Source organism: Citrobacter sp. TBCS-14 (genome assembly GCF_005280805.1).
GTDB classification, from domain to species: Bacteria; Pseudomonadota; Gammaproteobacteria; order Enterobacterales; family Enterobacteriaceae; genus Citrobacter; species Citrobacter gillenii.
This window is the reverse complement of sequence record NZ_SZWM01000858.1, coordinates 1-541: the sequence shown is the minus strand read 5'-3', so window position 1 is coordinate 541 and position 541 is coordinate 1. Positions and strand designations below refer to the sequence as shown.

1 pseudogene is annotated in these 541 nt (G+C 49.6%); it reads right to left on the bottom strand.

Annotation, left to right across the window (positions count from 1 at the left end):
* Positions 1 to 541: pseudogene (chiP, locus tag FDX22_RS21715) on the bottom strand (chitoporin); the annotation flags it as partial.

Sequence of the window (541 nt, the reverse complement as noted above, 5' to 3'; positions counted from 1 at the left end):
GAAGGTCAGTGCCTGCAGCCAGGCCGTGCCATCATAAATGTCGTTAACTGTGCGGTCATCAACCTTATCGCGGGCACCGTAGAACTGGTAGCTGGTGGTAAACGGGTTACCGCCTAAATCAAATTTGTAGCTGGCTTTGGCGAAATACTGATCGACGTAGCCTTCAGACTGACCGAATGCTGCTTCCAACAGCAGGTTATTTTTGAAGTCATACTTTGCGCCGATTGAATGGAGGTAATCAACTTTGGTCTTTTTATCGGCCTGATAGAATTTATCGACTTCGATGTGCCACGGTGCTTTATATTCGTTANATATTCGTTGGCCCACATATAGGAGAAGCTCAGCGCACCCGCATCGCCATAATCGAAGTTGGCACCGGCTTCAGCACCCTGATAGGTACCAGGCATAAAGCTCCAGTGTGGTGCCAGCAGAGTTTGCCCGGTTGGCTGAATATAACCAGCGCGCGCCCAGGTTGGGCCAAATTTGAATTTGGCTGCCGCTTTATACAGGCTAATCCCGCTCTTATCGCCGGAGTAATCTT